21 protein-coding genes and 5 pseudogenes are annotated in these 26,390 nt (G+C 68.3%); 13 read left to right on the top strand and 13 right to left on the bottom strand.

Features of this window, described 5'->3' with window-relative positions:
- The first annotated feature begins 1 nt into the window (after position 1).
- The 3 genes and pseudogenes from ACIPWY_RS38750 to ACIPWY_RS38740 form a co-directional block, all read left to right on the top strand.
- Positions 2–817, top strand: a complete 816-nt coding sequence (locus ACIPWY_RS38750) for a PhzF family phenazine biosynthesis protein (protein ID WP_393705805.1) — start codon at positions 2–4, stop codon at positions 815–817.
- Between the two features lie 384 nt (positions 818–1,201).
- The gene (locus ACIPWY_RS38745; protein ID WP_393705806.1) at positions 1,202–1,495 is read left to right on the top strand and encodes a DUF1330 domain-containing protein; all 294 of its coding nucleotides are present in this window, start codon (positions 1,202–1,204) and stop codon (positions 1,493–1,495) included.
- A 329-nt stretch (positions 1,496–1,824) separates the two neighbouring features.
- Positions 1,825–1,975: pseudogene (locus ACIPWY_RS38740) on the top strand (RNA-guided endonuclease TnpB family protein); the annotation flags it as partial.
- Between the two features lie 489 nt (positions 1,976–2,464).
- Here the strand turns inward: ACIPWY_RS38740 and ACIPWY_RS38735 are convergent.
- From ACIPWY_RS38735 to ACIPWY_RS38725, 3 genes are all read right to left on the bottom strand, one after another.
- Entirely contained in the window at positions 2,465–2,668 is a 204-nt protein-coding gene (locus ACIPWY_RS38735) for a hypothetical protein (RefSeq protein WP_362910239.1), read from the bottom strand.
- 225 nt (positions 2,669–2,893) lie between these two features.
- Entirely contained in the window at positions 2,894–4,261 is a 1,368-nt protein-coding gene (locus ACIPWY_RS38730; RefSeq protein WP_362910241.1) for a S8 family serine peptidase, read from the bottom strand.
- 98 nt (positions 4,262–4,359) lie between these two features.
- Positions 4,360–5,748: a S8 family serine peptidase gene (locus ACIPWY_RS38725; protein ID WP_393705807.1), complete on the bottom strand. Its 1,389-nt coding sequence runs from the start codon at positions 5,746–5,748 to the stop codon at positions 4,360–4,362.
- Positions 5,749–6,303: 555 nt separating this feature from the next.
- On the opposite strand from ACIPWY_RS38725, the gene ACIPWY_RS38720 reads away from it, so the two are divergent.
- On the top strand, positions 6,304–7,089 hold the full coding sequence (locus tag ACIPWY_RS38720; protein ID WP_393705808.1) for a GNAT family N-acetyltransferase: 786 nt from the start codon (positions 6,304–6,306) through the stop codon (positions 7,087–7,089).
- Between the two features lie 29 nt (positions 7,090–7,118).
- Here the strand turns inward: ACIPWY_RS38720 and ACIPWY_RS38715 are convergent.
- Both ACIPWY_RS38715 and ACIPWY_RS38710 read right to left on the bottom strand, forming a co-directional pair.
- A pseudogene (locus ACIPWY_RS38715) lies at positions 7,119–7,284 on the bottom strand (ATP-binding protein); the annotation flags it as partial.
- A gap of 267 nt (positions 7,285–7,551) precedes the next feature.
- On the bottom strand, positions 7,552–7,956 hold the full coding sequence (locus ACIPWY_RS38710) for an Imm1 family immunity protein (protein WP_393705809.1): 405 nt from the start codon (positions 7,954–7,956) through the stop codon (positions 7,552–7,554).
- A gap of 996 nt (positions 7,957–8,952) precedes the next feature.
- Between ACIPWY_RS38710 and ACIPWY_RS38705 the strand changes: the two genes are divergently transcribed.
- Positions 8,953–9,519 (top strand): dihydrofolate reductase family protein, encoded by a 567-nt coding sequence (locus tag ACIPWY_RS38705; protein ID WP_362910249.1) that lies wholly within the window; start codon positions 8,953–8,955, stop codon positions 9,517–9,519.
- Between the two features lie 100 nt (positions 9,520–9,619).
- Here the strand turns inward: ACIPWY_RS38705 and ACIPWY_RS38700 are convergent.
- Positions 9,620–9,862 (bottom strand): annotated as a pseudogene (locus tag ACIPWY_RS38700) (transcriptional regulator); the annotation flags it as partial.
- Between the two features lie 41 nt (positions 9,863–9,903).
- Positions 9,904–10,347, bottom strand: coding sequence for a hypothetical protein (locus ACIPWY_RS38695; RefSeq protein ID WP_393705810.1), 444 nt, complete (start codon positions 10,345–10,347; stop codon positions 9,904–9,906).
- A gap of 262 nt (positions 10,348–10,609) precedes the next feature.
- Between ACIPWY_RS38695 and ACIPWY_RS38690 the strand changes: the two genes are divergently transcribed.
- On the top strand, positions 10,610–11,305 hold the full coding sequence (locus ACIPWY_RS38690; protein WP_362910253.1) for a TetR/AcrR family transcriptional regulator: 696 nt from the start codon (positions 10,610–10,612) through the stop codon (positions 11,303–11,305).
- 428 nt (positions 11,306–11,733) lie between these two features.
- Here the strand turns inward: ACIPWY_RS38690 and ACIPWY_RS38685 are convergent, their stop codons facing one another.
- Entirely contained in the window at positions 11,734–12,741 is a 1,008-nt protein-coding gene (locus ACIPWY_RS38685) for a hypothetical protein (RefSeq protein WP_393705811.1), read from the bottom strand.
- 946 nt (positions 12,742–13,687) lie between these two features.
- Between ACIPWY_RS38685 and ACIPWY_RS38680 the strand changes: the two genes are divergently transcribed.
- Entirely contained in the window at positions 13,688–15,181 is a 1,494-nt protein-coding gene (locus ACIPWY_RS38680) for an APC family permease (protein ID WP_393705812.1), read from the top strand.
- Between the two features lie 14 nt (positions 15,182–15,195).
- Positions 15,196–16,794, top strand: coding sequence for a serine hydrolase domain-containing protein (locus ACIPWY_RS38675; protein ID WP_393705813.1), 1,599 nt, complete (start codon positions 15,196–15,198; stop codon positions 16,792–16,794).
- Positions 16,795–17,074: 280 nt separating this feature from the next.
- On the opposite strand, the gene ACIPWY_RS38670 is transcribed toward ACIPWY_RS38675, so the two are convergent.
- Entirely contained in the window at positions 17,075–17,599 is a 525-nt protein-coding gene (locus tag ACIPWY_RS38670; RefSeq protein ID WP_362910261.1) for an ATP-binding protein, read from the bottom strand.
- A gap of 489 nt (positions 17,600–18,088) precedes the next feature.
- Here ACIPWY_RS38670 and ACIPWY_RS38665 point away from each other — a divergent pair, with 489 nt between their 5' ends.
- Complete coding sequence (locus ACIPWY_RS38665) at positions 18,089–18,709, top strand: hypothetical protein (protein ID WP_362910263.1); 621 nt, start codon at positions 18,089–18,091, stop codon at positions 18,707–18,709.
- 1,332 nt (positions 18,710–20,041) lie between these two features.
- On the opposite strand, the gene ACIPWY_RS38660 is transcribed toward ACIPWY_RS38665, so the two are convergent.
- From ACIPWY_RS38660 to ACIPWY_RS38650, 3 genes and pseudogenes are all read right to left on the bottom strand, one after another.
- A complete protein-coding gene (locus ACIPWY_RS38660) occupies positions 20,042–20,257 on the bottom strand; it encodes a hypothetical protein (RefSeq protein ID WP_362910265.1) in 216 nt (71 codons plus the stop codon).
- 482 nt (positions 20,258–20,739) lie between these two features.
- A pseudogene (locus ACIPWY_RS38655) lies at positions 20,740–20,922 on the bottom strand (hypothetical protein); the annotation flags it as partial.
- 47 nt (positions 20,923–20,969) lie between these two features.
- Entirely contained in the window at positions 20,970–21,731 is a 762-nt protein-coding gene (locus tag ACIPWY_RS38650) for a DeoR/GlpR family DNA-binding transcription regulator (RefSeq protein WP_393705814.1), read from the bottom strand.
- Positions 21,732–21,821: 90 nt separating this feature from the next.
- Here ACIPWY_RS38650 and ACIPWY_RS38645 point away from each other — a divergent pair, with 90 nt between their 5' ends.
- The 4 genes and pseudogenes from ACIPWY_RS38645 to ACIPWY_RS38630 form a co-directional block, all read left to right on the top strand.
- Positions 21,822–23,024 carry an MFS transporter gene (locus tag ACIPWY_RS38645; protein ID WP_393705815.1) on the top strand — a complete coding sequence of 401 codons (1,203 nt, stop codon included), beginning with the start codon at positions 21,822–21,824 and terminating at the stop codon, positions 23,022–23,024.
- A 73-nt stretch (positions 23,025–23,097) separates the two neighbouring features.
- Positions 23,098–24,114, top strand: coding sequence for an LLM class flavin-dependent oxidoreductase (locus ACIPWY_RS38640; RefSeq protein ID WP_393705816.1), 1,017 nt, complete (start codon positions 23,098–23,100; stop codon positions 24,112–24,114).
- An 83-nt stretch (positions 24,115–24,197) separates the two neighbouring features.
- Positions 24,198–24,815 (top strand): HAD-IA family hydrolase, encoded by a 618-nt coding sequence (locus ACIPWY_RS38635; RefSeq protein WP_401536916.1) that lies wholly within the window; start codon positions 24,198–24,200, stop codon positions 24,813–24,815.
- A gap of 3 nt (positions 24,816–24,818) precedes the next feature.
- Positions 24,819–25,421, top strand: a pseudogene (locus tag ACIPWY_RS38630) (IS5 family transposase); the annotation flags it as partial.
- A 50-nt stretch (positions 25,422–25,471) separates the two neighbouring features.
- On the opposite strand, the gene ACIPWY_RS38625 reads toward ACIPWY_RS38630, so the two are convergent.
- The gene (locus ACIPWY_RS38625) at positions 25,472–26,005 is read right to left on the bottom strand and encodes an SMI1/KNR4 family protein (RefSeq protein ID WP_401536914.1); all 534 of its coding nucleotides are present in this window, start codon (positions 26,003–26,005) and stop codon (positions 25,472–25,474) included.
- Positions 26,006–26,390 lie beyond the last annotated feature (385 nt).

The following is a 26,390-nucleotide window of genomic DNA, read 5'->3' as shown; positions in this document are numbered from 1 at the left end:
CGTGGGTGGCAGCCCGACCGCCGTTCTGGATGATGCGCCGTTCACCGACGAGGAGCGATGCCGCATTCCCACGGCGTTGGGAACATCGCACGCCGTCTTCCTCCGCGCGACCGGAATCGAGCGTCGTCAGCCCGCGTACACACTGCGGTTCTTCACCGCCCAGGGCGAACTGCCCGCCTGCGGACACGGCACCGTCGCCGCCCTCACCGTGCTCGCCGAACGGGAAGGCGGCGACCACGACTACCGCGCCGTCCTGCGTACGGACCACCGCAGCTTCGACGGTCGGGCAAGCCGAAACGGTGACGGCCTGACGGCGTCGTTCGACCCGGGCCCGATCAGCCTGCGTAGCACCGGTGGACCCGAACTGAGGGCAGTCGTAGGCGGCCTCGGACTGACAGAGGACGCGGTAGCCGGCGATGCCTGCGTGGCGTCGAACGGCCGGCCGAGGCTTCTGCTGCCCATCCGATCCCGCGCCGCACTGGCCGAACTCACTCCGGACCTAACCCTGTTGCGCGCAGCCTGTGACCGCTACGGTCTGCTGGGCTGCTACGCCTACTCGCCCCCCAACCGACACGGCCGAGCAGCAGCCCGGATGTTCGCCCCGTCGATCGGCGTCCCCGAGGACATCGCCAACGCCAACAGCACGGCCTGCCTGGCAGCGCATGCTGCCGGGTTCGGCACACACCGCCTCGCTGTCGACATGGGTGATCACCTCGGCAGCCCGTCCACCATCACAGCGACCGCCCACCGCGACCGCATGGGACACCGGATCCGAGTCGGCGGCCAGGCAGCGATCGTGCGCACGGTCATGCGATGAGGCCTGCGCGCTCAAGGCGAGGGTGCCGGTCCGCAGCAGGTCCAACTGCTCCTGTGAGAGCCCGGCCAGTTCTGGCGGCACCTGTGGCAGGGGCTCAGGGTTGATGGCCGATCACGTCGTACTGGTGCGACTCGTGCCTACTTGTCGGCCCTCTTCGTTCCAGTCCGGGCCGCGGCCCTTCCGGCGAGGCCAGTCATCGACTCGACCGGCTCTGGCTCGTCCTCGCCCGCCGACGCTCACCCGAGACCAATCCGATCGCACCCCCGGCCGGTTGATCGAAGCCGTCCGACTTCCACCCCGTCTCCGTCGGCTCGCTGACCCACAGCGCGTCGGCCATGGATCCGAGCATGCTTCTGATCATCAATTCCGAACACAGGAGGTACCGTGGCCAAGGGCTACTGGGTCAGCGTCTACCGCACCATCGCAGACCCTGAGAGGCTTGCTGCCTACGACAAGCTGGCCGGTCCAGCCGTCAAGGCCGCGGGCGGGCGGCTGCTCTCCCGCGGCAGCCGGGTCGTCGCACACGACGCCGGAATCGCCGAGCGCACCGTCCTGATCGAGTTCGACAGCTTCGAACAGGCGGTCGCCGCACGCGTGAGTGCGGCCTACCAGGAGGCACTGGCCGTACTCGCTGACAGCGTCGAGCGCGACTTCCGCATCATCGAAGGCCTCGACTGACGACCGATGCCGCGTCAGGGAGGAACACGATGCCGGCTGCGGGGATCACCCCGGCTCGTCAGCGCGCCGCACCGTCGCGAAAAGCGTCAGGCCGGTGGCATCGGTGGTGACGTCCGGTCCGGCGACGGTTCCTTCCCGGCGGCGCGGCGGCTCGGACGTCGGCCTCGATGTCGGCGGGGGTGCGTTCGACGAGGTTCAGCGGCCGATGTGGGTCGTCAGGGCGGCGTACGGGTGCTGTTCTGACGGTCGTGCGTGCATGGATGCTCCGTCTGCGGAGGGGGTGTCGGTGGCCTCGGTTATCTTGCTCACAAGAGCCGAACGGGGGCTTTGTGATTCGTGCGTACAAGTTCGTCATGTGGCCCACCGTGCGGCACACTCAGGCGCTCAAGCGAGATGCTGCGCGACCACTGCTCGCTCTACAACGGAGCGTTGCACGAACGTCGTGACGCCTACCGGCACGCCTCGATGACCAACATCAAGGGGAAGTCCTGTGGCAGCTTCCAGGCGCCGGACGAGCCCCACGCGGCGCAAGCCTCTGAGACACAGCGCTTCAGACTCTCGACGTCACATCGAAGGATCACTCGTGCCGCGCAGGAGAGTTCCCTCCAGAGCGGGCAGCGGACCACTCGACCGGACCGTAGAAGTTGCGCAGCAGAGGAGGACCATCCGGAGGGTCAGAGCCCGTGACCTGCTGGTCTTGAGGCCGTCTCACGCTGTGTCCAAGCTGATCGGTCTCAGAACGGCGACGGGTCCCCGCTTCATATGGCCCCGGACTCCTACCTCGGACACCAGGCGCAAAGGTAGGCACGCCTTCGCGTCGCCGGTCAGCGGTTCGGCCGACGGTGAGGGAAGAACACCGTCACCAGCTTCGGTGAGCCGGCGCACCGCCTCGACGGCGGCCCGCTCGCCCCGGTCAAGACCGGCGAGCGCCTTCTCGGCCACGCCGCTGCAGAAGGCGCGGGTGCGTACTCACGACTTCGTTGCATGCCGGCCGGGCCGGCCGAAGCCCGTGCGCGTCGGACCAGACGGGCGGTGCGGCGGAGGGTTGCCCGGAAGGGCCGGATTCTCCGGGTGACGTATGTCGCCGCTGCCGAGCAGGACGCGGGCCCGGACCCGCATCGGCTCGTCGCCGCGCCGGGAGAGCACGACCAACTCGTCGGCCCGGGCCGTCATGGGGCCCAGGAGGGCCTCTACCTTGCGTGCCAGGAGGTGCGGCTCCGGGGTACGGCCGAGGGACAGGTGGGGGTGAAGCCGTGCGAGTGCGATCCGCCCAGCGGGAAGCGGAGCTCCAGGGACTCCCGCAGCCGCGCCCGGTCGGTGGAATTCAGGGGGGTGGGGAACCGTGACCGCCGTGGTCCACCTCGCGCAGGGATCGCCGATGAGGGAGAGGTAGCGCTGTCAGTAGCGGTCGGCGGATACGAGGTCTCCGTAGTAGCGGCCGGGGATGGGTCGGCGAGGGTCGCCGAAGAATCCGTAGCGCGGATCGGCCCGGTTGTACTTCTTGGCGTCGCTCACGATGGTCCGTAGGTTGCGGGCCGGAGTGGAGGCGCCACACCTGCCCTTCGCGATGCAGAGTGCCGTTACTCCGGCCACGGCTGGAGCGGAGAAACTCGTACCGCTCACGATTGCGAAACGGGATGGCGGAAGGTACGTGGTCTCGACGCAGGATCCGGGGGCGGACACCGTGTGCCGGCTGTCCGCCCGCGACTTGGCGAAGTTGCTGAGTCCCAGGACCGCCTCGTCATCCGCGTCTCCCAGCAGGCCGAAGTCGAAGCCGTAGCAGTCGGGAGCCGCCTTGCCGCCGGGCTGCCCGTCGAAGTCCGCCATCGCGGTCACGGTGAGCACTTCGTCGTACGAGGCGGGGATCGAGCCACTGAAGTCGTAGTGCTCATTGCCTGCGTTGGCCACGAGGGTGACTCCTGCGCGCACCAAGTTACAGACGGCAAAGTGGAGGACATCCTGGTTGACCGTTCCACAGCTCCGGTCGTCGGTTCCAGGGCCTGACAGGCTCATGTTGGCAACGGCGATGTCGTTGGCGGGGTCGTTGTCCGTGCGGGTCGAGGCGACCCAGTCGAGCCCGCACAACACGGAAGCCGTGGAGCCGTCGCCATTGTCATCGAGGACCTTGACGGACTGGAGCGGTGTGCCGGGGGCGACTCCCACGACGCCGATGTCGTTGTCCTTGGCGCCCACCACGCCGGCGACCGCTGTGCCGTGCCCGCCCGGGTCACTGAGACTGTTCCCCGGTGTCAAAGGGCTGCCGGTGAGGCAGTCCACGCCACCTTTGACGTTCAGGTCGGGCTGATCGGCGGCGATTCCGTCGTCGAGCACCGCGACATTCACGTCGACCGAGCCTCGACCGTCACCGGAACGCGTGGACGATCGCTCGGCATCGATACGGTCCGCCCAATCCGGCAGGCACTGTCCGACATCTCCTGACGACCCTTTGCATCGCGCCGGCTTCTCGGGCGACAGCGGTCCGCGACGGAATGTGCCTCCGTCGGCCACGAACCGCACCGTTGGATCGGTCTTCAAGGCTGTGGCTTGGGCTGCCGTCATCGTGGCCGCGTACCCCTTGAAGGCATGGGTGAAGACGGCGGTCCGGGCTCCGCCGTAGCTCCCGACGTTCTTGGCCGCGGTCGCGGCCGGGTCGGTCACCGAGTCCTTCAGGACCACCACGTACGTCTTCGCCTTGTCCGAGGCTTCGGCGGTGGAGCTCGGCGCGACCGCAGCGCCGCACAACGTCAGCGCCATCGTGGTCAACACCGCTGTACGACAAAGACGGTTCACAACTGCTCCTGTCCGGAAGAATCGGGCGGCTCACCGACAACGTGAGCCGCCCTGACGCTGGAGGGGATGCCGACTCAGTAGCGGTCGGCGGCTACGAGGTACCCGTAGTAGCGGCCCGGAATGGGCCGGAGGGGATCGCCGAAGAATCCGTAGCGCGGATTGGCGTGGTTGTACTTTTTCGCGTCGCTCACGATGGTCCGCAGGTTGCGGGCCGGAGAGCCGGCCCCACACCTTCCCTTAGCGATGCACAGTGCCGTTACTCCGGACACGACTGGGGAGGCGTAACTTGTGCCGTCAACCCATGTGATGGTGCTTCCGGGAGGCTCCGTCGTTTCCATGCACACGCCGGGGGCGGCCACCGTGTGCTGACGATCCGTCGATGACCTGGCGAAGTCACTGAACTCCAGCGAAGCCTGATCATCCGCGTTGCCGACAAAGCCATGGTCGAAGCCGTAACACTCCGCGACCGCCTTACCGCCCGGACGGCCGTCGAAGTCCGCCATGGCGGTCGCAGTGAGCACCTCCTGATATGCGGCGGGGATGCGTTGAGCCAAGTCATTGTGCACGTTGCCCGCGCCGGCCACGAGGGTCACGCCTGCCTGCGTCGCATTGCAGACGGCAAGGTGCTCAGGGTCCTGACTGACCGTTCCGCAGCGTCCGTCATCGCTCCCGGGGCCCGAGTAACTCATGTTGGCAACCGCGATGTCGTTCGCGGGGTCGTTGTCCGTACGGGTCGAAGTGACCCAGTCGAGCCCGCACAATGCTGCAGACTCCGTGATCTGCTCGTTTTCGTCGGCTACCTTGACCGCCCACAGCGGTGTACCGGGGGCGACGCCCACGACGTCGATGTTGTTGTCTTTGGCTCCCACCACACCGCCGACCTCAGTGCCGTGTCCGTCCGGGTCGCTGAGACTGTTTCCCGGCGTCACCGGACTACCGGAAAGGCAGTCCACGCCGCCTTTCACATTCAGGTCAGGCTGATCGCCGGCGATACCTGAGTCGAGCACCGCCACATTCACGTTCACCGAGCCTCGACCGTCGCCTGAGCGCGTGGACGACCGCTCGGCATTGATGCGGTCGGCCCAGTCGGGAAGGCACTGCCCGGGGTCCTGCGCTTCCTTGCATCCCACGAGATTTCGGTGCGGCTCCGGCGGGAGGCGGAAGGTGCGCTCCGTCGTCACGAACCGCACCGACGGGTCGCCCTTCAGGTCGGCGGCTTGCGCGGCCGTCATCCTGGCCGCGTACCCCTTCAGCGCATGGGTGAAGACGGCGGTCCGGGCTCCGCCGTAGGTCCTGACATGTTTGGCCGCGGTCGCGGCCGGGTCGGTCACCGAGTCCTTCAGGACCACCATGTACGTGCTCGCCTCATTCGAGGCTTCGGCGCTGGAGCCCGGCGCGACCGCGGCGCCGCACAGCGCCAGCACCACCGTGGTCAACGTCGCCGTACGGCCAAGACGGTTCACAACTACTCCTGTCCGGAGGCAAGGCAGGCATCCGGAAGTCGGTCTCCGGACAGGCCATGCTTGCCCCGTACGCAGCCCGCCGGTCGGCCTGTCACCCGACCGGCCCGCTGGCCCCGCGCCGTTACCGGACGCAAGCGCGAGGTCCTGTGGCGCCACCGCTTCGAGACCCTGGCCCAACTCGGCGCGCACGACGAACTGGAAGCCGCCATCCAGCAGCTGAACCAGCGCCGCCACAGGCCACAGCCACATGCGATAGAGATGCACGGATTCCTGACGGAGCGTCACTACTGCTGTTTGGCGCCGCGCGGCGTACGCGGTCTCACACCCGCTCGGTGTATCGCAATCGAACACCGCGACCACCCTCCGTGACCGCTCCCCAAGATCTGTGCCAGACCCGAGAAATGACGGCACTGTGCGGATGCGCACGTGTGGACGGTTAGCCACCCTCAGGGCGGCTGACCGGCGAGACAGGTAGCGGCAGTGAGAGAGTGCAACCGATGCTCGCGCGGTTTCGACCGGCGTTCAATCACTTGACCCGGTCCATACGGTGCTCGGGTGAAGGACACTCTGATCAACGAACTCCGCACCGCGTACGACGCCCAACTCCGTGGTGTCACCCCGCCTGGCGGCAGCGCTCGCATCGAAAAGGACGGCCCGTTGACCCGTGTCGTCGGTTGGCACCGTGGCTTCGTCACGGGCCCACGCGACCTCGGCGTGTGCGGGGCAGAACTCGACACGCTCATAGCGCAGCAGCGTGACTTCTACGCTGCCCGTGGTGAGGCGGTCGAATGGAAGACTCGCGCCCATGATCTTCCCGCCGACCTCACCGACCGACTCACGGCAGCCGGCTTCGTCGCCGAGGACAGCGAGACCGTGCTCATCGGGCAGTCCGCAGACCTTGCCGCAGACCCCGTCCTGCCCGACGGCGTGACCCTCCGCCGCGTCACCGCCAGATCAGACCTCCAGCGCATCGCCGCCATGGAGAGCACCGTCTGGGGCGAGGACTGGGGCTGGCTCGCCGACGACCTGGCCGCACGGATCGAGAACGCCCCCGAAAACACCATCGTCCTCGTCGCCGAGGCACGCACCGAAGTCGTCTGCGCCGCCTGGCTGGTGTTCAAGGACGGCATCGACTTCGCCGGCCTCTGGGGCGGCTCAACGCTCAAGGAATGGCGCGGACAGGGCATCTACCGGGCCATGGTCGCCCACCGAGCCCAACGCGCTGCCGCCCGCGACGTCCCCTACGTCTACGTCGACGCCTCAGCCGACAGCGCCCCGATCCTCACCCGCCTTGGCCTGCACGCGGTCACCACGACGACACCGTATGTGTGGTCGCCCTGAGCTCAGCCGGCCTTCGCTGGCTCCGCAGCTCATGCCCGGGTGCTGGCGAGACGGTAGGAGTCAGTGCCGGTTCTCGATGATCCTGCCGTTGAAGGTGAGGCGGTCGACGATAGCCGCGCAGAGGCAGGGATCGGTGAAGGTCTTGGTCCAGCCGCCGAAGGACTCGTTGGACTCGATGGCGACGATGGTCTTCTCCACGGCTATCCACCGCCATCAGCTGGACCATTGCCGCTTCACATCCCACAGCCCATGGCATCATCCCGTCCGGCATCCCCACCCCGGCCGCACGAACGCCTCAAGGCGAAGGCCCGTCCATGCCCATTGGCCCACCAGTCCCCACCAGCAGTGAAAACCTATGGCGTCACCACACTGAAAAACCCACGACGCCCATCACTTGGGCTTACAGACCTCCACGAGAATGCGTGATGGGCCACCGACCGGCAGGTCGGCGGCCCACTGAGATCAGTTCTGGTCAGGGTCTCGCTTCCACCAAAATTCCGGCACTTGCCATTCAACACACGCCGGGCGCTTCCCCGCAGACGACAAGAATTCCTTTACCGCTTGCCGCACAAGCGAGATAGGAATTTCCGACCTCTCGGGAAATTCAGTCATATTCCCCATGATGGAGTAACTCGCTTCACCGCGCCCGTCGGCGGGTCCAAGAGAGACGACATTTCCGTCATCCATGAAGGCGAGAACTCCGACCTGGAGTTCCCCGTTAGCCCCCACCATCAACTCGTGATCGGGAAATCCTGAGGGCATGAGCGACCGTTCCAGGCTATGCAGGACAGCCATGTTCTCCGAACAGTCACTCGCAAGAAGATCGTCGATCAAGTTGTCGACGTCCTCGGGCGAACGGAGCGTCACCGGGGCATCCCCGTGCTCATTCCGATAGTAGGCTTCCACTCCGCGCGTCAGTGCGCCCCTCCAAAGGTTTCGGATTCCCATCCGCCTCTTCCGTTTGGCCAATGTCAGTGACTTAACGGCCCCTGCCACCACAAACCCGCCACCACCGCTGACATCCCGGTACCGAACCACCTCTGACACCACACCACCCATCACCAGCCCCTCCGCCAACTACGGCGCTCAAAGGGCCCTGGCCACTTGAGGCGACAGCCATTGGAGGGGCGAGCCGTTACCGCAAGCGACTCAACGCCGTTGGCAGGCCATGAACACAGCTAAGCGCACACTCGCTGTCCTGGCCGTTACGGCAGCCTCCATCGTGGTAGCTGCCCCCGCTCACGCCGCCCCTGCCGACGCCGGCCCGCCTGTGGGCGCCCTCGCCCAGCTGCCGGCTGTGGATGCCCTTGTGAGGACGCTGCCTCTTGGTGCCCTTACGGGGATCCTGCCTGCGGGTGCCGTTACGGGGATCCTGCCTGTGGGGAAGTAGGAGGGCCGACTGAGGCACTCAGTCACACCAAGCACGACACCGCCGAGCAGCAACCGTCCGAGCGGCAACCGTCGACCCCTTACACCCGAGGCCAGCCCCCGGCCCCGAACCGCCCAGGTCCCCACCAGCGCCCGAACACGCTCCACCCGTGACCAAGGAACACCAGCCAGACCTCACAAGCGCTCTGACAGCCACTCAGGGGGCATGCAGGGTCTCGCCGCTCGTGACATGTCGATCTCGCGTGACCTGGGCGTTCTTGGCTTTCTCACGGCCTTGTCACCCATGATCAGTCTCAAATCCGTGGCATTTCCTCGCGCGCGCGAGGTCGAGATCAGGCACCTTGTCCGAGTCGGCCGAGTACACCACGCTGAGCCCGAGCACGAGGACTACAGGCGGGCCCAGATCGCGCACCGACGAGTTTCCCGCGCCGCGCTGGTCTATACGCCGCACACCCACGGACGGAAGGCCGCGCCATGCGGAAACTGATCTACGGCATGAACCTGACCCTGGACGGCTACATCGCAGCGGCCGGCGACGACATCGGCTGGAGCGGACCGCCGAGTGACGAGCTGTTCCAGTGGTGGCTCGACCACGAGCAGGCGAGTGGCCTGTCGCTGTATGGCCGCAAGCTGTGGGAGACGATGAGCTCCTACTGGCCAACCGGCGACCAGCAGCCGGGCGCCACCCCGGCGGAGATCGAGTTCGCGCGGAACTGGCGGGACACGCCGAAGGTGGTGTTCTCCTCGACGATCGACAAGGTCGCCTGGAACACCCGCCTGGTCACCGGCGACGCGATCGCCGAGATCACCCGGCTCAAGGCCGAGGACGGCGGCCCAATGAACATCGGCGGCCCAACGCTCGCCGGGGCGGCCATGCGGGCCGGGCTGATCGATGAGTACGCGATCGCCGCCCATCCGGTCCTGGTGGGCGGCGGCACGCCGTTCTTCACCGCCCTGGACAGCTGGGTCAACCTGAACCTGGTGGAGACGCGGACGCTTCCCTGCGGTGTGATCCTGACCAGGTACGAGACGAGGCGCTGAGCAGCCGCACCCACGCGCTAGTCTCACGGCGATGTCGTATACGACATCGGTACGACATCGCCCGTGAGATCACGACATCAGCCGCGAGACCTACAGGGCGTCAGGCGGTAAACCCGATGTTGGTCACGAACTCATAGGCGCCATAGTCGCTGCCGAGTTCGGATGTGATGTCGTCGAACCAGGCGTGATCGAGCGCGTCATCACCGTCGTCCGCCCACGCCTGCACCATCCGGTCCCAGTGCCGCACATTGAGGGTGCGGAAGGAAACGCCACGCTGGAGCGGTCGGGGGACCTGGGACTGATTGAGGGGATAAAACTCGACGCGGGTGCCCCGGCCCTGCCGGAGTGCCCCGGCCCTGCCGGAGTGGGGCGGCTCGGGCCGTGTCAGCTGTGGTTCAGGGACCACACGACCTGGTCCTCGTACCAGCGGGCGGCACTGACACCGCGCCACGAGGCCGCCGCCGCCTCGACCTGATCCTCGTACCAGCGGGCAGCGCTGACACCGCGCCACGAGGCCGCCGCCGCCTCGACCTGATCCTCGTACCAGCGGGCGGCACTGACGCCGCGCCACGAGGCCGCTTCGCCCTCGTGGTCCGCAGCCCGTACGTAGCCCACAGTGTCCTGCCTACGGTGGTCGTCGGCCGTGTGGCGGCTGACTTGCTCGCTGCTGGTCGCGGAGGTGGCGGAGGTGGCGGACACGTCCTGCGTGTGCTGCACGGGCACCGAAGTCGTGGCTGCCGAAGCCGAGCCGCCGGCTCCGAGAAGGACTCCGCCGGCCAGCGCCGTGGAGGCGAGTGCGATCGAGACGCGCTTGGTCATGCTGTTCATGGTCATTTCCCTTGCGAGACTGCCGCGGTTTCGCCGAACTGGCGGCCGCTGCTTCCAGGTGAACCGAGATCCGGAAATCCCGGGTCAGTCGGCTTGCCGCAAGGTCATCCGGAGGGGTGCCTCACATTCGGCTCTGCCACCGTACCCGAGGGGGGCCTCATGTTTGCGGTGAGGCTCATCACAGCACGTCGGAGGGATGGGATTGCGATCGGAAACGTGACAAGAACCAAATTCGAGGGGGGCCTCATGTTACGCTCGAGCCATGAGCCGCCACCACGCCCCGTCCGCGAGGGAGACACCGACGAAACCCCTGCGCCGTGACGCACAGCGCAACAGGGACGCGATCGTGGCCGCCGCCCGCACGGCCTTCTCCGAGCAGGGCCTCGGGGCGTCCCTGGAGGGCGTCGCCCGCGAGGCCGGCGTCGCGATCGGTACGCTCTACCGCCACTTCCCCACCCGGCTCGACCTGGTCGAAACACTCTTCAACGCGAAGTACACGGAACTGCTCACCGCCGCGGAAGAAGCCGCGGCCATGGACGACGCCTGGGAGGGGTTCTGCCGCTACTTGGAGAAGCTCTGCAAGCTGCAGGCCTGCGACCGCGCCTTCAACGACCTGGTCTCGGCACGGCTGCCCCTTCACGTGGCCGGCCGCGAGATGTACGAACGCACCAAGGACCTCTGCGTCCAGATCATGCGCAACGCCCAGGAACAGGGCGTCCTGCGCGGCGACGTGACCGCGCAGGACATCGCCTTCGTGATCTGGTCCCAGGCCGGGATCATCCAGGCCACACGCACCGTCGCCCCCCAAGCCTGGCGCCGCCACCTCCACCTGATGCTCGACGCCTTCCGCACCGAGGGCGCCCACGAACTGCCCGAACCTCCTCTGACCAGCCAGCAGGTCGACCAGACCCTCGTCACTCTCGAGTGCACCGAAGAGGGCTGCCGCGAGCAGTCCTGACCACACGAGAGACGAGGCCGCCGACAACAGCTGCGCATCACACCGGACCGGCGCCACACTGGACTGGTACCTCGGCCGACCGGCCGGGAAGACCCCGGACAGCACTCCGGGCAGCAGCACCACGGGCCGTCCGGCCGCCGCCTTCCGGCCCGTGCTGTCACACACCGCCCGCATCTCACAGGGCATCCGCAGACGCCGGTGGCTGAGGGCGCCTTCACCGTTCATGGGATCAGCGATGCGCTGGTCGCGGATGCGTCGACCTGGGACCAAGTTGATCTGGGAGCCGGCGTAGGTACGGGTGGCTCACGTGAAGCGTTGTTCGTCTGCCTCGACGTATCCGAAGGGGTCTGCCGCACGATCGGGTGACATCTTGACCTGACCCGTCACCCAAACCCTGCAGCAGACCCATCTGACTACGGCGGCTTTGTTCAGGCAGGACGCGTCCGAAGCCAGTACGAGCGGGCGGCGATGGTCAGGGCGATGCCGTAAACGGCGAAGGCGACCATCCCGATCCATCCGACCAGCAGCGCGTCGCCCGAGGAGTGGAAGTCTCCGCGCCGCATCGTCACTACGCCGGCCGTGGCCAGGGCCAAGTATCCGACCCCCACAACGCCGTACGGGGCGAGAGTGGCGGCGCCGAGCAGAGCCGGGGCGAGCGGAAGCCAGCGCGGCACCCGTCGGCCGCGCAGGAACAGCGTCCAGCGCGGGAAGACCTGCCCCCACGGGCGGACCAGGCCCCAGAGCAGGAAGACACCAAACACGGCCAGTAGCGCGGTGGGGTCCAGGCCCCAGGACTCCAGGGTGAGGAAGATCCCCGAGGCGCCGTTCCGCTCCGAGACCGCTAGCAGCTCCTCCCCGGTGATCCCCGCGAACGTCCCGCCGGACGCCCAGACCAGCTTCATCGCCGCGTACGGGACAAAGGTCAGCGTCCCTGTCCAGGCGGCCAGTTGGATGAGCTGCGGTGCAGCAGAGGGCGCTCGTACGGCAGTACCGGCGGGCAGGCGGTCGGACCGGGCCGTGGCAGCGACCAGGACCGCCCCGACCGCCGCGAGGGCCTTGTTCGCAGCGGAGGCCTGGCTGTCCACTCCCTGACCGAGCATCAGCGTGATCACATCCATCAGCAGGCTGAACGCGGTGATCCCTGCCAGCCCGCTGACCACCCGGAGCAGCACCCGTAGCGGTGGCCGCAGCCCGTACAGCACCACCGCTCCGCTGACCAACGTCGCCAGCGCACCTACCGCCACGACCGCCCAACCCAGGCCGGAGGCCCCTGAGTCACCGCCGTGGTAAAGCAAGGGGGTCCCGCTCAGCGCGCACGCCAGACCGAAGCCGGCATACAGCACCGCCCACAGCATCGTTGCCCAGGCCACCCAGCACGGCCATCGCTGCCACCAGGCACTCCAGAGCGCCTTCATCGTCCGTTCAGCACTGGTCATGTTCTGAACGTCGCATCGAACGAGGCGGGGTGGCGTCGGCCGCCGGAACGATCTCACTCCCCCAACCGGGCGAGTGACCTCTGCGGCCAAGGGATGAGTTACGACCGGGCGGTGCTGGGGCGGCGGAGCGCCGTCCTGCTGCGCGGCCTTCCAACGCTCGGTCAGCTCGTCCTCCAGCCCTTGGGGCCACGAGACGCCCCAGGGGGTGAGCTGGTCGCGCTTCCACCTGCCGGCGGGTGTGCGGGCGGCTTCGATCTCTTCGGGCGAGGGGAGGTCGGGCATGTCTAGCGGCCACGAGGAAGAGGGCCGAGGCGGGGTGGGACAGGCTCTTCGCCAGCTGCCCTCTGTCCGTCGCGACGGCCCGAAGCTCCGCGGCGGTCGTGGCCGCCTCAGCCATCGGGTCGCAGCCCTGTTCGAATGCCTGCGGCAGTCGGTCGACCAACGGCTTCAGCGCCTGGGTGGCTTCCGACAGAGCGGGCGCCGACAGGTCCTTTTCGCGTCGTTCAGCACCACGCCGTTGAACCCTTCGATCAGGTCTCGTGCCTGACGCGCTAACTTCGCCGGATCCTTCCGAGCGACGGCAGCAGCCGGGCAGGGCACTCCTTCGCCCACGCCGAGCGCGTGCTCGACGCCGACGGCGGGCTCGCGGCAGTCCGACTGGGCGGCGAAGGTCGCCGCCTTTGTACCCTGGTCGCTGAACGACTCGTCCGCTCCTCCGCAGCGCTCAAGCCGCTGCGCGCGGACTGCCCCGGCCCCAAACCTCAGTCCTGTCAGAAGCTCCGGGTGACCTCGTCGCCCGGGGCTTCGTCGTGTTCCGCGTGGATCAACCCGGCGTTGGCGGCAGCGACAACTGACCGGCCGCGGCTTTGGCGCGCACGACGAGGACGGCCCCGGTGACGCCCCGTACGTTGTGCCGACCAGGCACGAACGGAGAGTGGAGCCCAGGATGACCGAACTGATCCCGTCGGAAATCGCGCGGCCGGCGCCCGGGGCGGGCAGACGCACGCTCGGCGTGCTGCCCCTGGTCGGAATCTTCTTCTTCACTGTGTCCGGAGGCCCCTTCGGGCTCGAAGCCTCACTCTCCAGCGCCGGTCCGGGCATGACCCTGCTGATGATCGTCCTGGTGCCGGTGGTCTTCGGCGTGCCGAACGCGCTGGTGGCAGCGGAGTTGAGTGCCGCGATACCGGTCAACGGCGGCTACTACTACTGGACGAAGATCGCGCTCGGCAGAGGTGCGGCTTTCGTGTTCGGTGCCTGGAATTCGATCGGGTCGGTGCTGAACCTCGCCCTCTACCCGATCCTGCTGGTCGACTACCTGGCCACCTGGGTCCCGGGCATCGCCCGCGGGAGGGGGCTGGTGATCGTTGACCTGTTCCACGGCGGCTTCGTCGTCGACCTGCACTGGATCGTCACCGTCGCTCTCATCCTTCCGATGGCGTACCTGAACTACCGCGGCTCCAAGGCCGTGAGCGAGTACTCGGTCGGGATGATGCTGCTGATCCTCGCACCGTTCGCGGTGCTGACGGTCCTCGGCATCTGGCACGCGGTCGGCAACGGGATCAACGTGCTCTCGCCCTTCACGGTGCCGGGGCAGAGTGTCCACTCGTCGGTGGCCGGCGCGCTCAGCGTGATCGTGTGGCTGTACCTCGGCTTCGACGGCCCGAGCACCGTGCTGGGCGAGGTCGCCGACGCGCACCGGACCTACACCCGGGCCCTGGCCATCTCGGTTCCGCTGATCATCACTGCTTACCTGCTGCCCACCATCGCCGCCATCGGCAGCGGGCTGCACCGGGGCTCACCCGCCGACTGGGCCCAGGGCGACTTCGTCGTGGCCGGCGGCGCTCTGGGCGGAATCTGGCTGAAGGTGCTGATCTCCCTGGGATCGGCGCTCTCCCTGGTGGGGCTGTTCATGGCGATCCTGCTGACGAGCACCCGGGTACCGCGGGCGCTCGCCGCGGACGCGTACCTGCCGCGCTGGTTGGCCCGGGACAGCAAACGCTTCAACACACCGGTGGGTGCGCTGCTGGCGAGCACCACCGTCGTCGTCGTGCTGGCCGCCGTCGACTTCAGCTCGATCCTGCGGGCCACGGTGCTGCTCACCCTGGCCTCGATCCTGCTGGAATTCGTGGCCTTCCTGGTCCTCCGTTGGAGATATCCGCAGATGCTCCGGCCGGTTCGGGTCCCCGGCGGCTGGCCCGGCGCGGTCCTGGTCGTCGTGCTGCCCACAGCCATGATCGTGTACCTGGCGTGGAGTACGGCGGTCGACGAGGCCGCGACGTTCGGCACGAGTCTCGCGGTGGCGCTGCTGGCCGTGCTGCTGTACCCGCTGTGCCGACGGTTCGTCAAAGGCGACCGGCCGGACGCGGAGATCGACTCCTCCCAGGTCGAGCTGGGTCCGGACCGGTTCGCGGGATTCGGTTCGCGGAAGGCGGGCGTCTGATGGATGTGCAACGGGTGCTCTCTGAACTTGCGGAGCGGTTGCGGACCTGGTGGCCGGTGCCGGGAATCGCGATCAGCGTCGTCGATGGGACCGGCGAGTCCGCGTTCGTCACCGCAGGATTCGCGAACGCTGAATCCGGGGCGCCGGTCTCCCGGCGCACGCGGTTCGAGATCGGTTCCATCAGCAAGACCTTCACCGCCTTCCTGCTCGGCATACTGGCGGACGAGGGGAAGGTGGACCTCGACGCGGCGGTCGCCGACCACCTGCCCTGGTTCGCCCCGAACGGCGGCTCCCGCGCGATCACCGTCAGGCACCTCCTGCAGCACACCTCCGGCCTGGTGGCCGGGGCCGACGCGCTGCCTGATGCCGCCGCACGCGGCTACGCGCTGCGCGATGCGAGGACCTGGGCCGAACCAGGTGAGCTGTTCCACTACTCCAACGAGGGCTACAACCTGCTGGGGTTGATCGTCGAGCAGGTGACGGGGGAATCGCTGGCGGACGCCATGGCCGGACGGTTGCTGCGGCCCCTGGGCATGCGCGACTCGGCCGCGCGGATCACTCACGAGGACATCGCCGAACTCGCCACCGGGTACCGGTTCCTGCGCGACGACCGCCCGCCGCTGCCGTCGGCCCCGCTCGCGCCGGCCGGCTTCTTCGAGTATTCGGCGGCCGATGGGAACGTGCTGGCAACCGCTTCCGACCTGGGCTTGTTCGCCCGCATGCTGCTGGGGCGGGGCACCCTGGACGGCACCAGGATCATCGGGCCAGAGCATCTCCGACAGATCGTCACGGTGCCTGCCGACGCGGTCGGTTCCTACGCGCTCGGCGTGGACGTGGAAGTCATCGACGGCCGCACCTGGCTGACGCACGCCGGCGGGATGGTCGGATACCGCTCGTACCTCGCCGTCGACACCGACGGCGGGCACGGTGTCGCCGTGCTGACCAACGCACCCGGCGAGTGCCAGATCATCGACCGCTTCGCCCGCCATGTGCTCGCCGTCGTCCAGGGAGCCCCGGCGGACCCGGCGCTGTTCGACCCGGAGCGGATCCCCGACGCCCAGCGCTACGTCGGGATACACGGAACGACGCCGCGTCAGATCTGCGTCGAGGCCACGGGGGACGACCGTCTCTCGCTCACCTCGGACGAGGTGACCGGCAGGCTGTACGACGCGGGGGACGGGCGGCTGGTGTGCGATCACCCAGGATGGTCCGACTACCACCACTCTCTGGACGGGCGCTGGCTCTACGGACCCGAGTCACTGGGCCCCAGCCCCTCCGCGCCGACCGCTCCCCCGCATGCACTCGCAGGTCACTACCGGAGCTACACCCCCTGGTATCCCAGCTTCAGCATCGTGCAGCGGGCGGGACGACTGCACGTGATCGCCGCGACCGGCGTGGAAGCGCCCTGCGACGAACCGGAACTTGTCCCGCTCGACGACGGGACGTTCCGCATCGGAGCCGACCCCCGGCTGCCGGAGCGCCTGACGTCCGGCCCCGCCCTGGACGGCGTGGTGCTCTGGGTCGACCTGGACGGGTGCCGCTACACGCGCTCGTTCCGGGGTCAGCCGGAGCCTTGGGAAGCGCGCGTCCGCTGCTCGCGCACCCGGAGCTAGAGGTGCGCAAGCAGCATGGCATCGGCGAAGCCCACCCGGAGACCTCGCGGATTCGGCGCAGCCGGTAGCGCATGGTGTTGGGGTGGCTGTGCAGGGCCTCCGCCGCGGGGCGCAGCCAGTCCCGCCGTCACATGGTGCGGTCCAAGGCCAAGCGCGGCCGGTGGCCCGCGGTCCACGGGCGACCGGCCAGATTTCAAGTGCTCACTCACCCCACCCTGCCCGGGAAGGCTCCATGCCCAGCTCCCCCACTCCTGGTGTTGGGCCGCACCAAGGTTGGGGGTCAAGCGACCGACGGCCACCGATCGGCAGCCCACTCCAGCCATCCCGACCATCCAGGAGGCGGACCTCCAATCTCATGCCCACCAAGCTCGTCGGCGTCGGGATCCTCGAAGAGCGTCCTCCAGCGCACAAGGTCCGCCTCACTCATCGGGAAGGTCTGATCCGGGGTGGTCGACTGGCGATGGGCAATCCGAGCACGTTGGGTCTCATGGTCCACCGGCACGTACACAAGGCGGCAGGATGCCCCCACAGACTCCACCAACCAGCGGATCGCGGACCTCTCGTCACGGGACCAGCAGCCGAAATCCAGAACCACGTTGGTTCCAAGTCGCAGCGCCTCCAGACCGAGCCAGAGCAGCCGGCCCTCCAGCACGTCGCGCTTCCCATCCGCATCCGACTCGCCGAACAGCGGGTTCATCCACTCATCCGGCGTCAGCCGTAGGGCGCTGTGCTCCTCGGCAAGTTGCCGAGCCCTCGTGGTCTTTCCGGCCCCGGGCAGCCCGATCATCAGGAACAACGTGGTCACAACCAGACCATTCCAGGAGATCAAGTGCAGGGCGACTGCTTTTGCTGCTGTGATCGCCGGGCCGCACCGGGGCCCAGCAGCGCGAGGACACCCAGTGGCGGTGACGCATGCCGTCCAGCCCTTCCGCTGCTGGTCACATGATCCGCCGGACAGGCCCGCGTGCTGTGACCGGGAGGTTCGCGGGGTTGGACGGTCAGGCCGCGGCCGGTAGTGGTCTGCCGCCCCATCGGATCCCCGCGCACCGCCACAGCCTCGAAAACAGGTCAGGCCGTTGGCAGATGCCTGCTCGGCGGGCACCTCACGAACAGGTATTCCGCCTCGGATGTCACCGCGCCCGCCTTCGAAAAGCAGCCGGGTGCCCCATACCCGGCCGCCGGTGACACAGCTGTGACACGGACGCGGACAACTGGTACGCGGCGCCACGGGTCGTATGCGGTGAGGGCGATCGCCCCGCAAACCAGCGAAGACAACAACACGGGGGAACTGACCATGATGATCCGTACACGCACCCGGATGCGCCGGGTACTGCCGGCCCTGGCCGCCCTGGTGGCTGCCGCGTCGGGCGCCGCCGCGCTGACGACACCGGCCGCCGCGGCCGGTACCCCGCGCTTTTTGGCACCGTCCGAGTTGCCGCCGCACCCGGCGTCCGCCTGGTTCGCAGGCCCTGTCACGGCCGGGCAGCCCGACCCGCTGCCCATGTGTGTGGGCGAGGCACTCCCGTCGACCTCGGTGCACCGCACCTACCGCACCGACTACGACACCGGCGCGCTGCAGGTGACGGTCGTCGAGCGCAGTGTCCTACGCGCCAAGGCCTTCGCAGCACTGCTGCGCAAGGACCTCGCCGGGTGCGCGAAGAAGGTGATGGAGCAGGATCCCGAGACCAGCGCGAAGCAGAAGTACTACGGGCGCCTTGCCGTGGAGGAAGGCGCGTATGTGTACGGGGTGCACACGACGACGACGTGGGGCGCGTCCGACATCAGTCTGTTCTCGGTCGGCCGTGACGGGAACGTCGTCACCGTCGTCCAGTGGGGGCAGATGGGCTCCTTCGCCGACGCCCGGGTGGCCGCCTTCAAGAAGACGACGGTCACCGCGGTGAACAAACTGCGCTGACGCAAGAACAGCCGTCCCCGCACCGCTTGTTCGCAGTGCGGGGACGGCTGTTGTGCGTTGAAATGCTGCGTCCGGAGGAACGTCCGCAGCTGTGTACCTGCTTCTCATCCTGGTGCGCAATGCTGACTCCATGACGCGCAAGGGGTGGGGTGTAGCAGCTGCGGCCTGGAGCGTGATCGCATTGCTGTTCATGGGGGCAACCGCATGGTCCGTGGCTCTGGGTCTCGTGCGGCTGAGACTGGCTGGAGACCAAGTCCAGGTCCGCCTTTCACAGTGCCAGTTCGAAGGTGGGGGCCGAGGGGGAAGCTACGTCGAGTGCTCCGGCCGACCTGTGGGTGACAAGAGCACGAAGACCGTGAAGGTGACCTACGACGGCAGGTCGGGAGAGGTGGTGTCCGCTGGCAGGACGCCGTGGGGGAACCTTGAGGTGATCGACACGGGTTTCACGTCGTGGGGGACGGCATTTCTCGCGCCGCTGCTACCCCTTGGAGCCGCGGCGCTGACCGCCTACCTCGCCTTGAGGAATAGTCGCCGTGCGCGGAGACCGACCACGCCAAGCGCCCCGTCGTAAGGGCGATAGCGGCCAGCTCATCACTCCATCAGAAACTGCCGCGTTCACCCGTGCGCGGGCCGGGGCGTTCACATGTACGGCGACAGAGCGCCCGCTGACGACCGGGCACATCACGCCGGGGGCCGGGTGCGCGTGGTTCTCCCGGGCGCGGGTCATACAGCGCGCGGCCGCCGGACCACCGCCCGGGCTCAGTGGACAGGGCGACCCCACCGACATCTCCAACCCCCACATTCTTTGAGGAATTCGTATTCCATCGCACGATGGTGGGCCTGCCCACAGCCTCTCTGGTGATCACCCAGCCGCCGGCGCACCAAGAGGTGGAGTGGGCGGGCTGTAGACCACCAGCCCGCCCCACGCTTGTCGTCCTCGGCCGACGAGGCGGTAGTGGTCGAGGACCGTATCGCGGAGGAGGCGCCCCGTCCCCGTGAGCCGTGGCCGCCGCGTGGCCCCGGCAGCCCACGACGGCATCGTCGAAGCGATCGAGGCGACGCTCCACACGCTCTGAGACCCGCCGCTCCAAAGCACTGTGTCGCCCGCGTCTTGTTCGTGCTTTCCGACCCGCAAGTGCAGCAAGCGAGGGCACCGATCGAGGCGGCCCAGACGCAGCTCGGGGCTGGAGTTGTGCGCCCGCCTTCAGCTTTTCCAGGATCGCTACGAGCAGGCCGTGCGCGACGGTGACGCGGCAGTGAGCCCCCGCCGGGCGCCGACTGGACCCCGCGAATGCCCCATGTCCGCGCGAGGCCGCGGGACATGCCCACCGGTCAGGCGTCCTCGACTCCCAGCATCTGTACGGCCTTGCGGGCCTGGTAGAAGTCCTCGTCGGACACCCGCGGGTCGTCCTCCGTGTCGTGGAGCCAGTCCGCCAGGTCCGCGACGGACCACGTCTCGAACTCCTCGGGCACGTCAAGGGTGGTCGTCCTGCGCAGGTGCGTGGCGACAGCTGCGTCCCGGACGCTGCGCGTGCTCACCTCGGTCATGTTCCGCACCGCCTTCCGGTGTCATCGGGGATCGGACAGGCGACCTTGCCAGACAAAATCCGTACTGTCCAAAACGTCTGCGCAAGGCTGAGCGGGCCTGGCAGGTCTACGACCAGCTTGACTACTTCCTGCTGTGCAGGTCCTTCGAGACCGACCGGGACCTGGGCGCCTTCTACAAGGGCTGCGGATGCACCGTGCGCGCCCCCGGCGAGGGACTCCTTCTCGAACGGATCGAGCTGCCCTTCGGAGTCCATGCCGGCCCCGACCCATGCGTGTTCACCCGCTGGAGGCCGCCCCGCTGAGCGACCGTGGACTTTACACCGCGCCGCAGACCTGGCCCCGCCGCCGTGGTGGCCAGTGCGTGGCGATCTCGTCGGGCACGACATCGCGTGCATGAACATCCGACCCTGGCGGATATGCGAGCGAGCCCCGGACCGCATCGGTCCGGGGCTCGCGGGCTGGTCAGGGTACGGCTGCCAGGGGGCGAACTCGAGGTCGCTCAGCCGGTTGTACCAGTCGTCCAGGTACCGGCCGTTCTCGCGCCGCACCCACGCCTCGATCGAGCGCACCTCGTCACCGAGCTCCACCGCATTGGCCACGGTCGGCATCGCGTACCAGGCCGGGCCGGTCGGGCGCTCGCGCTTCGGCCTGAACGGGGAGGGCACCCACCCGGTTGCGTGCCGGCGCGGTGCGTCCGAGCAGCGGGGGGTGTTCAGGCGGTTCTAACGATGGCGCCGGCGCTTTCCAGTGCAGTCACCTCGTTGGCGGGTGCAGTCGTGTCGGTGACGAGGGTGTGCAGGAGGGTGGCGGGGCCGACGTAGGCGTAGGCGGTCTGGCCGAGCTTGCTGCCGTCGGCCGCGACGACGGTGCGGCGCGAGGAGGCGATCGCGGCCTTCTTCACGGCCGCGTCGTCGAGGTCGTAGGCGGTCAGGCCCTCGGCCGCGCTCAGGCCGCAGCAGCCGATGATCGCGGTGTCGAAGCGCAAGGCAGCCAGAGAGGCGAGAGCGAGGGGGCCGGTCAGAGCCCCTTCCGCGCTACGGGGGCGCCCGCCGGGGACCATCAGCGCGGCTGTTCCCGGCGGGTCGCTGAGCGCGTGGATCGCCTGCAGCGACAGCGGCATCACGGTGACGGGTCGCTCGCGCAGCAGGCGGGCGACCTCCAGGCATGTGGTGCCGCTGTCCAGCAGGACGCTCTCGCCGTCGGCGATGAGTGCGGAGATCTCGGCGGCGATCCGGCGCTTGGCGTCGACCGCCTCGTGGGCGCGCAGCGCGAAGGGCGGCTCCTCTCCGCGCAGCAGCAGGGAGCGCGCCCCGCCTCGTACGCGTACGAGGACGCCTTGCGCGGCCAGGGTGTCGAGGTCGCGCCGGATGGTCATCTCGGAGGTCCCGGTCAGCTCCGCGAGCTGCTGGACGGTGGCGCTGCCTTTGTCCCTCACGGCCTGGGCGATCAGTCCGTGCCGGTCTGCGTTGCTCATGCCGAGATTGAACACCACCTCGAAACGAACATTCAAGTTGTTCATTAGCAGGCTTTCCAAACATGCACGATGTTCGCTACGGTGGTTTGCATGGCACATTCGCTGCGAGCCGCCCGAGTGGCGACCTTCGTCTATTTCGTCCTGTGCGGCACCTTGATGGGCACCTGGGTGGTGCACATTCCCGCCATCGAGGACCGCGTGGGCATCAGCCACGCCACGCTCGGCGGCCTGCTGGTACTGCTGGGGCTCGGAGCCTTCATCGGCATGCAGGTGGCCGGGCGGCTTACCGACCGCCTCGGCGCGCGCGTCGTGGTGCCCGCCGGTGGCGTCCTGTGCGGCGCTGCACTGGTGCTGCCCGGCCTTGCCCGGGATCCGTGGACACTGGCGGGCGCCCTGCTGGTCTTCGGCTTCTGCAACGGCTGCCTGGATGTCAGCATGAACGCCCATGCCGTGCACGTGGAGAAGTCGTACGGCCGGCCCGTCATGTCCGGGTTCCACGCCACGTTCTCCGTCGGCGGTGTCCTCGCCGCGCTCGTCGGAGCGGGCGCCGCGAGCGCCGGGCTGAGCCCGGCCGCGGGCATGGCAGCCATAGGAGTCATAGGGATCGTGATCGCTCTCGTGTCGGCGCGTGCACTGCTGCCGGCCGCACCCACCCCCGCCGGCACCGACGTGATCGAGGAAGGCGAGTCCGCGCCCACCGCCAAGGGCCGCAGCGCGCGCGGGCGCATCTGGCTCCTCGCCGCCCTGGCTTTGATGATCATGTTGTGTGAGGGAGCCGCCAACGACTGGAGCGCCTTGCATCTCAAGGACGTCCTCGGTGCCCCGGCGAGCGTCGCCGCCTTCGCCTACGGCACCTTCGCGGCGACGATGACCATCGGGCGGCTGCTGGCCGACCGGCTCGTCGCCCGGTTCGGGCCGATGGCGATCCTCCGGTACGGAGCGGCGACGGCTGCCGTCGGTATCACGGTCGTCGCGTTCTCTCCGTGGATGTGGGCCGCCTTCTTGGGCTGGGCGCTGTTCGGACTCGGCCTGTCGGGCTGCGTCCCCCAGCTGTTCAGCGCTGCCGGGCATGCCGACCCCGCAGCCGCCGGCGCGAATGTCTCGCGCGTCGCCGGGCTCGGCTACGTCGGCATGCTCGCCGGCCCCGCCGTCATCGGCTGGCTGACCCACTTGGTCGCCCTGAACCACGCCTTCGTCCTGCTGACCCTGCTCTGCCTGACCGCCGCGGTGGCCGCCGGAGTTCTGCGCGCCGGATCCGGCCGCACACGCGAGTTGACATCGAGCAGCCACTGACCGCCTGCGCGGCACGGCCCCTGACCCCGCGCCGCGCAGGCTCCCCTCACCCCAGACCTGCAAGGAGCCTTCGATGTCCGAGATATCCGAGACGACCCAGGTGAATGCCGCCCCCGCCCAGGGCCAGGGCCGTGTCGGTGTCATGCTGCCCCGAGACCTTCCCGTTGGGGACGTGCTGCCCTACGCGCGGCGGGCCGAAGAGCTGGGGTTCGATCAGATCTGGGTGGTGGAGGACCTCGGCTGGCGCGGCGGCGTCGCCCAGGCCGCCTCCGTCCTGGCGAGCACCACCGGCGTCACCGTGGGGATCGGCATCCTGCCCGCGGGCGCCCGCAACGTGTGCTTCGCCGCGATGGAACTGGCCACCCTCGCTCAGCTCCACCCCGGCCGCCTCCTCGCCGGCATCGGCCACGGCATGCCCGACTGGATGCGCCAGGCCGGATCGTGGCCCGCCAGTCCACTGACTCTGATCAAGGAGTACGCGACCGCGCTGCGCCTGCTCCTGCGCGGTGAGCCCGGCCCGGCCGGCGGACGCTACGTACGCTGCGATGGCGTCGTCCTCACGGAAGTCCCCGATGTCGTGCCGCCGGTTGTCCTGGGCGTTCGCGGCCCCAAGTCGCAGGCCGCTGCGGGCGAAGTGGCCGACGGGCTGCTACTGGCCGAGCCTGCCGCTCCCGCCTACATCGCCGCCTCCCTCAAGCACCTGAGCCCCATCACCGCATCGAGCCGGCCGGAGATCGTCACCTACGACGCCGCAGCCGTCGACGAGGACGAAGAAGTCGCCCTCGCGCGCGTGCGCACCGCCCTGGACTCGGTCGGCGAGAAGGACTGGGCCGCGCACATCGACCCCTTGTCCTTCGCCGCCGCGCTGCGCGCCCATCGCATCGCCTCCCCGAACGCCCGGCATTTCGCCCGGACCATGCCCGCCGCCTGGGTCCGCGAACTGAGCATCGCCGGCACCTCAGACCAGGCTCGCGACGCGATCGAGGCCCGCCACGCGGCAGGCGCGACCAGCGTCGTACTTGCCCCCACCGGCGCCGACAGCATGTCCGCCCTCGACTCGCTCGCCCGCGCCCTGCCGCCCCGTTCCTGAACCAGAAACCCGGGATCCGGGATCCGGGATCCGGGATCCGGGATCCGGGATCCGGGATCCGGGATCCGGAGGAGACCACCACTATGACCACCGACCGCCGCATCGTGCTCTTCGACCTCTTCGGAGTCATCGCCCGCCACCAACATCCAGGCGCACTGGACAAGATGGCCGCGCGCTGCCACGTATCCGTCGAGGCCTTCACCACGGCCTACTGGACGTACCGCCCGCCCTACGACGCCGGACAGCAGTCCGCCTCGGCGTACTGGACGGACGTACTGCGGGGGCTGTCCCGGCCCGTCGACGCCGACACGATCGAGGAGTTGCGGCTCACCGACATCGACAGCTGGTTCCGCGTCGACGCCCTCATGGTCACCTACGTGCAGTCCCTGCGGCACCGTGCCGAGGTCGCCCTGCTGTCCAACATCCCCGCCGACCACGCGGACGCCTTCCTCGCCGCACAGCCCTGGCTGCGCCACCTCGACCACATCGCCTTCTCCGGAAAGATCAAAGCGGCCAAGCCCGACCCGGCAGCCTTCCAGCACTGCGTCGTCGCCCTGAGGGCCGCGCCCGCCGACTTCCTTTTCGTCGACGACCGGGAGGAGAACGTCCGCGCGGCGCAGGCGATCGGCATGAACGGGCATATCTTCACCGGACAGGGCGGACTGGAAACCGTCGTCGACACCTGGCTGCCGACTCGATAACCAGCCATGGTGGCTGTGGACTCGACCGTCTGCCGGGCACATCAGCATGCTGCCAGAGCGCGCAAGCGACCGTCAGGCATCCCGGGCAGGCGGACCCGACCAGCTCATCGCCAAGACGACGAAGGGCTCGGCCGCTCCGGAGGAGGTCTGGCCACAAGTTCCACCTGCCAGTGAAGGTGAGCGGCGCCCGCTGGCTGTGCTGATCGCACCAAGCCAATCAGGCGACGGGCCCCAGATGATTCCGGTGCTGGACCGCATCCGTGTGCCGCGTTCAACTGGCGGGCATCCGCCTACTCGCCCCGGCCATCTGAGGGGGACAAAGCGTACAGCTCGCGCCGTAACCGCCGTCACCTACGGCGAAGGCGGATCGAGCACACCGTTCCTGAGCGCCATGACCAACGAGCCCACCGTCACAACCGCGGCAGCAAGCAAGGTGGGAGACCCGCCAGCTTCGACCGAGCGAGCTACGCCCGCAGGATCGCAGTCGAGCGCACGATCAACTCCCTCAAGGGATCCCACGCCGTTGCCACACGCTTCGACAAGCGTGCATACGTCTTCCATGGCACCGTCACCGTCGCAACGATCCGACTCTGGCTCCGCCGATGAGGCCGCATGACGGTAGTTCAGGCATGGGCCGATCAGAGTCTGCGCTTCTCTCAGTTGACGAAAGTCACCGTTTCGGGAATGACCACGCTTACCGTCCGCTCCTGGAATGTGGGGTCACTGAGGAGCTTGTGGAGGAACTCGACCATGACGAGGGGATGTATCTGGAACAGCGGGCTCGTGTGTCTTCCACACACCAGGACGGGCCACCGGTCCGGATCGTCGTCTGTGGTCACCCAGCAGTAGATGTCAGCACCCGAAGTTGCGCCCCACGCAACTATGGAGGCGGGGTCCAGGTCGAAATCGGCCTCGTCGCCGTCCATTTCCCAGGTGTAGCGGGCATTCTCCGTCTCAGCTTCCATACTGGGCTCCCTGCTTGAAGGCCCATCGCCGCCCGATGTCGGGCGCAAGACGACGATCGTGTCACTGATCGTCCCCGCCCCGAACATCTGCATGAACTGGACGTAGTCCGAGGGAAACCGGGTGTGCCCGGCCACCTCGACCTCCCTCCAGTCGATCTGCTTATCCCTGTCATGCATCGGCGGCACGATTTGTGCGAGTGCCGCTAGCGAGTTGCTTCTGTCCACTGCTCCCCCTGATGGCCCATGTGCCGTAACGCTGCGTGTTCGCTCCGAGCCGCCTACCTTATGGAGCCGCGGACCTGGAACTCAGCGGCAGTCCTCAGCGCCAGCTGAGCTTCGATTCACCGAACACGCCCAAGGGGGCTCGGGGGCTAGGGGGAGCGGGCGTTGCAAGGGCCCCGCCACACGCCCGGGGGCTTCGGCTGGGCCGTATGGCCGCAGCGGTGCGTGCCTTCGCCGACGATCGGGCACCCCTGTCCCGTCCAGCCCCAAACACCTGTGGACCACTTGTCAGACCCCGATCGGGAGCCACGCATGGAACCAGTCGCCACCCCGCGAAACTGCCCGTTCGACTTTGCCGAGGCCCTCGAGTTCGACCCAGTACTCAAAC

Origin of the sequence: Streptomyces sp. NPDC090032 (genome assembly GCF_044748025.1) — a bacterium.
GTDB lineage: Bacteria > Actinomycetota > Actinomycetes > Streptomycetales > Streptomycetaceae > Streptomyces.
The sequence above is the reverse complement of the archived record's forward strand: the minus strand, read 5'-3'. Positions and strand labels throughout refer to the sequence as shown.

Excerpts from the sequence above, each read along its gene's own strand:
- ACIPWY_RS38735 (WP_362910239.1), bottom strand. The coding sequence starts at position 2,668 with ATGACGGCCCGGGCCGACGAGTTGGTCGTGCTCTCCCGGCGCGGCGAC.
- ACIPWY_RS38705 (WP_362910249.1), top strand. The coding sequence starts at position 8,953 with ATGCGGAAACTGATCTACGGCATGAACCTGACCCTGGACGGCTACATC.
- ACIPWY_RS38695 (WP_393705810.1), bottom strand. The coding sequence starts at position 10,347 with ATGAACAGCATGACCAAGCGCGTCTCGATCGCACTCGCCTCCACGGCG.
- ACIPWY_RS38690 (WP_362910253.1), top strand. The coding sequence starts at position 10,610 with ATGAGCCGCCACCACGCCCCGTCCGCGAGGGAGACACCGACGAAACCC.
- ACIPWY_RS38685 (WP_393705811.1), bottom strand. The coding sequence starts at position 12,741 with ATGACCAGTGCTGAACGGACGATGAAGGCGCTCTGGAGTGCCTGGTGG.
- ACIPWY_RS38680 (WP_393705812.1), top strand. The coding sequence starts at position 13,688 with ATGACCGAACTGATCCCGTCGGAAATCGCGCGGCCGGCGCCCGGGGCG.
- ACIPWY_RS38665 (WP_362910263.1), top strand. The coding sequence starts at position 18,089 with ATGATGATCCGTACACGCACCCGGATGCGCCGGGTACTGCCGGCCCTG.
- ACIPWY_RS38660 (WP_362910265.1), bottom strand. The coding sequence starts at position 20,257 with ATGACCGAGGTGAGCACGCGCAGCGTCCGGGACGCAGCTGTCGCCACG.
- ACIPWY_RS38650 (WP_393705814.1), bottom strand. The coding sequence starts at position 21,731 with ATGAGCAACGCAGACCGGCACGGACTGATCGCCCAGGCCGTGAGGGAC.
- ACIPWY_RS38645 (WP_393705815.1), top strand. The coding sequence starts at position 21,822 with ATGGCACATTCGCTGCGAGCCGCCCGAGTGGCGACCTTCGTCTATTTC.
- ACIPWY_RS38640 (WP_393705816.1), top strand. The coding sequence starts at position 23,098 with ATGTCCGAGATATCCGAGACGACCCAGGTGAATGCCGCCCCCGCCCAG.
- ACIPWY_RS38635 (WP_401536916.1), top strand. The coding sequence starts at position 24,198 with ATGACCACCGACCGCCGCATCGTGCTCTTCGACCTCTTCGGAGTCATC.